The 4,351-nt window shown below is 72.0% G+C and carries 5 protein-coding genes; all 5 read left to right on the top strand.

Annotated features, from left to right (window positions below; all coding sequences use genetic code 11):
* On the top strand, positions 1-714 hold a 714-nt coding region (locus AC5E6L_RS13105; protein WP_491773855.1), incomplete at its 5' end, for a CbiX/SirB N-terminal domain-containing protein.
* Positions 715-717: 3 nt separating this feature from the next.
* On the top strand, positions 718-1,350 hold the full coding sequence (locus AC5E6L_RS13100; protein ID WP_491773853.1) for a precorrin-8X methylmutase: 633 nt from the start codon (positions 718-720) through the stop codon (positions 1,348-1,350).
* Positions 1,347-2,564 (top strand): precorrin-6y C5,15-methyltransferase (decarboxylating) subunit CbiE, encoded by a 1,218-nt coding sequence (gene cbiE / locus AC5E6L_RS13095; protein WP_491773851.1) that lies wholly within the window; start codon positions 1,347-1,349, stop codon positions 2,562-2,564. Before AC5E6L_RS13100 ends, cbiE begins: the two co-directional genes overlap by 4 nt.
* The gene (gene cobI / locus AC5E6L_RS13090; RefSeq protein ID WP_491230348.1) at positions 2,561-3,307 is read left to right on the top strand and encodes a precorrin-2 C(20)-methyltransferase; all 747 of its coding nucleotides are present in this window, start codon (positions 2,561-2,563) and stop codon (positions 3,305-3,307) included. Before cbiE ends, cobI begins: the two co-directional genes overlap by 4 nt.
* On the top strand, positions 3,280-4,351 hold a 1,072-nt coding region (locus tag AC5E6L_RS13085), incomplete at its 3' end, for a cobalt-precorrin 5A hydrolase (RefSeq protein ID WP_491773848.1). The genes cobI and AC5E6L_RS13085, both read left to right, overlap by 28 nt.

Here is a 4,351-nt window from a genome sequence, read left to right as displayed (position 1 = left end):
CACGACACGATGCTGGTCGTCGTCGGCCGCGGCGCGTCCGATCCCGACGCCAACTCCAACGTCGCCAAGATCATGCGCATGCTGTGGGAGGGGATGGGCTTCGGCTGGGGCGAGACGGCCTATTCGGGCGTCACCTTCCCGCTCGTCAAGCCGGCGCTCGAACATGCGGCCCGGCTCGGATACCGGCGCGTGGTCGTGTTTCCCTATTTCCTGTTCACCGGCGTCCTGGTCAAGCGCATCCACGCCCACACGGACGCGGTGGCCGAGGCCCACCCCGAGATCGACTTCGTCAAGGCCGGCTATCTGAACGACCACCCGCTGGTGATCGACACGATGGTCGAGCGGGTGCGCGAGATCCTCGAAGGCACGAACAACATGAACTGCCAGATGTGCAAATATCGCGAGCAGGTTCTGGGCTTCGAGGCCGAGGTGGGGCTGGCGCAGGAAAGCCACCACCATCATGTGGAGGGCGTGGGCGGCGCGCCGCAGAACTGCCCGTGCGCGGGCGATTGCGACGCGCGCTGCCGCAACGAGGCGTTCTGCCGCGAGCACGGGCTGCCCTGGACGCCGGTGCACGCGCACGATCACGGTCACGATCACCACCATGACCATGCGCACGATCACGGCCACCACCACCATCCCTATCCGCAGGCGCACCATCCGCTCGGCCCCCGGAGCATGGACGGTGAGCGCGCGGCCCCGGTGAAAGCCTGACCGATGATCGACTATGTTCGCGAACCCGAGGCGATCTACGCGCAATCGTTCGCCCAGATCGCGCGCGTCGAGCGGCTCCGGGCCCTGCCGGAGGATATCCGGTCGGTCGCGACGCGGATCGTCCATGCCTGCGGCATGCCGGAGGTGCTCGACGATCTGCGCTTCGGCGGCGCGGTCGCCGCGCGCGCGCGGGGGGTCCTCGACGGCGGCGCGGACATCTATTGCGACGTCGAGACGCTGCGGCACGGCATCATGGGGCACCTGCTCCCGAAGGAATGCGAACTGCATTGCCGCATCTCGGCGCCGGAGGTGGCCGCCCATGCCGAGCGGCATCGCATGACCCGCGCCAGCGCCCAGATCGACCTTTGGGGCGAACGGCTCGAAGGCCAGATCGTGGCGATCGGCAACGCGCCGACGGCGCTGTTCCGCCTGCTCGAACTGATCGATGCGGGCAAGGCGGGCCGGCCGGCGGCGGTGATCGCCTTTCCGGTCGGGTTCGTCGGCGCCGCCGAGAGCAAGGCCGAGCTGGCGCGCAACCCGCGCGGCATGGCCTATGTGACGCTTCTGGGCCGGCGCGGCGGCACGGCCATGGCCCAGGCCGCCGTGAACGCCCTTGCGGGCGGGCTTGCGACATGAGCGCGGTGCCGCCGGGGCCTGCCTGGCTGCACGTGATCGGCATCGGCGAGGACGGCATGGCCGGCCTTGCCCCCGCCGCCCGCGCGCTGGTCGAGGGCGCCGAGGTGATCGTCGGCGGCGACCGGCACCATGGGCTCGCCCTGAACCCGCGCGCCGAGCGGATCGCCTGGCCGTCGCCGTTCGACGCGATGATCGAGACGATCCGCGCGCACAAGGGCAGGCGCATCGTCGTGCTGGTGACCGGCGATCCGCTCTGGTATTCGGTCGGCGCGCGGCTCCTGAAGGCGATCGACGCCGATGAGATCGCCTTTCATCCGCAATTGTCGGCGTTCCAGCTTGCCGCTTGCCGCATGGGCTGGTCGCTGGCCGATGTCGAGACGCTGACGGTGCACGGTCGCGCCGCCGAGCAGATCGTGCCGTTTTTTGCGCCCGGCGCGCGACTGCTGGTGCTGGCCGGGGACGCGACATCGCCGGAGACCGTGGCGGCGCTGCTCGGCGCGCGCGGCTATGGCGCCTCGACCATGACGGCGCTCGCGGCGATGGGCGGGCCGGACGAGAGCCGCACCAACGGCTCCGCGGACCGTCCGCCGCGCGAGGTGCCGGACTTCCATACGCTCGCCATCGAATGCATCGCCGGACCCGACGCGGTCATCCACCCGCGCACGGGCCTTCCGGACGAGGCCTTCGTCCATGACGGCAAGATGACCAAGCGGGTCGTGCGCGCCGTGGCGCTCGCCAGGCTCGCTCCGCACCGCGGCGCGCTTTTGTGGGATGCCGGCGCCGGATGCGGCTCGATCGGCATCGAATGGATGCGCGCGGCCCCCGAGGCCCGCGCGATCGGCATCGAGCCGAACGCCGAACGGCGGGACATGGCCGCCCGGAACGCGCTCGCGCTCGGCACGCCCAAGCTCGAACTGGTCGACGGCGAGGCGCCCGCAGCGCTCGAAGGGCTGGACGCGCCCGACGCCGCCTTCGTCGGCGGCGGCGTCGGGCGGCCGGCCATCGGCGCCTGCATGGTCGCGCTCAGGCCGCTCGGCCGGCTGGTGGCGCACGCCGTCACGCTGGAAAGCGAGGCGGTGTTGCACGCCGCCTATGCGGAGTTCGGCGGCGCGTTGCAGCGCATTTCGGTCGAAAGCGCCGCGCCGGTCGGACCCTATAAGGGGTGGCGGCCCGCCATGCCCGTCACGCAATGGTTCTGGATCAAGAAGCCATGAGCCGGACGGAGATGGGCCGAAAGGGCACGCTCTACGGCGTCGGCGTCGGGCCCGGCGCGCCCGACCTGATCACGCTGCGCGCGCGGCGGCTCCTGGCCGCGGCGCCCGTCATCGCATGGCCCGCGCCCGAGGGCGGCGACAGCTTCGCCCGCTCGATCGTCGCCGGCCTGATCCGCGCCGATCATGTGGAGATCGCCATTCGCGTGCCGATGCGCGCCGAGCGCTTTCCCGCCGCCGAGGTCTATGACGGGGCCGCCTCCGAGATCGCCGCCCATCTCGATGCGGGGCGCGACGTTGCCGTGCTGTGCGAGGGCGATCCGTTCTTCTACGGCTCGTTCATGTATCTGTTCCAGCGCCTGTCGCACCGCCACCGGTTCGAGATCGTGCCGGGCGTGTCGTCTGTGATGGCGGGCGGTGCGGCCATCGCCCGGCCGCTGGCGGCGCGCAACGAGGTGTTCTCGGTGATTCCGGCGCCGCTCGACGATGCGCGCATCGAGGCGCAGCTTGACGCGTGCGACGGCGCGGCGATCATCAAGGTCGGCCGGCATATCGGGCGCATCGCCGCGCTCCTCGGCAGGCTCGGGCTGACGGGGCAAAGCTGTTATGCCGAGCGCCTGACGCTGGAGACGCAAGGACTTGCCGGGCTCGACGCCATGGCCGACCGGGACGCGGCGCCCTATTTCTCGATGATCCTCGTCTACAAGGGCGGCGAGGCATGGCCCCCGCCGGCGTCCTGCCGATGAAGGCACCTGTGATCATCGTCCTGGCCGGCGGCGCGCTGCCGGTCGCGCGCACGGTGCGCGCCGCGGTCGGCGGGACCATCCATGCCGCCGCCAGGCGCGTCGCCGCCGACCAGGCGGACGGCGTGTTCGACGATCTGCGCGCGCATCTGGGAGCGCTGTTCGGCGCGGGCCGGCCCATTGTCGCCCTGATGGCGGCCGGCGCGCTGGTGCGCCTTCTGGCGCCCCTTTTGTCCGACAAGCGCACCGAGCCGCCCGTCCTCGCCGTCGCCGAGGACGGCAGCGCGGTGGTTCCGCTGCTTGGCGGGCATGGGGGCGGCAACGATCTGGCCCGGACGATCGCCGATGCGCTCGGAACGGCGCCGGCGATCACCACCGCGGGCGATCTGAGGTTCGGCGTCGCGCTGGACGCGCCGCCGGACGGCTATACGCTCGGCAACCGGGCCAACGCGGCGCGCTTCATGGCCGATCTGGTCGCCGGCGCGCCGGTCGCCATTGCGGGCTATGCGGCCTGGCTGGCCGAATCGCGCCTTCTGGTGGCGGCCAACGCCGTCCACCGCATCGTCGTCACGGAGCATGCCCATCCGGGCGGGGCCGACACGCTGGTCTACCATCCGCGCCGGCTGGCGCTCGGCATTGGCTGCGAGCGCGGCTGCGATCCGGTCGAAACGCTGGCGCTGGCGCGGCAGACCCTCGATGCGGCCGGCCTTGCCGAAGGCGCGGTGGGGTGCGTGGTTTCGCTCGATCTGAAGGCCGACGAGGCGGCGCTGCATGCCGTCGCCGCCCATTTCGGCGTGCCCGCGCGCTTCTTCGACGCCAAGACGCTTGAGGCGGAAACGCCGCGCCTTGCCAATCCCTCCAAGGTCGTCTTCGCCGAGGTCGGCTGCCATGGCGTCGCCGAGGCGGCGGCGCTGGCGGCTGCGGGCGGGGCGGGCACGCTCGTCGTCGAGAAGAAAAAGAGCGGCCGGGCGACCTGCGCGGTGGCCCGCGCGCCTGGCGTGTTCACCGCCGAGACCGTGCCCGGCCTGGCGCGGGGCAGCCTCGCGG

Source organism: Roseitalea sp., assembly GCF_984466335.1.
Note: the sequence above shows the minus strand (reverse complement) of the source record. Positions and strands in the feature narration are given on the sequence as shown.

Bases quoted from the DNA above. Each gene is read 5' to 3' on its own strand.
- cbiE (WP_491773851.1), top strand. From the start codon at position 1,347: ATGAGCGCGGTGCCGCCGGGGCCTGCCTGGCTGCACGTGATCGGCATC.
- AC5E6L_RS13100 (WP_491773853.1), top strand. From the start codon at position 718: ATGATCGACTATGTTCGCGAACCCGAGGCGATCTACGCGCAATCGTTC.
- cobI (WP_491230348.1), top strand. From the start codon at position 2,561: ATGAGCCGGACGGAGATGGGCCGAAAGGGCACGCTCTACGGCGTCGGC.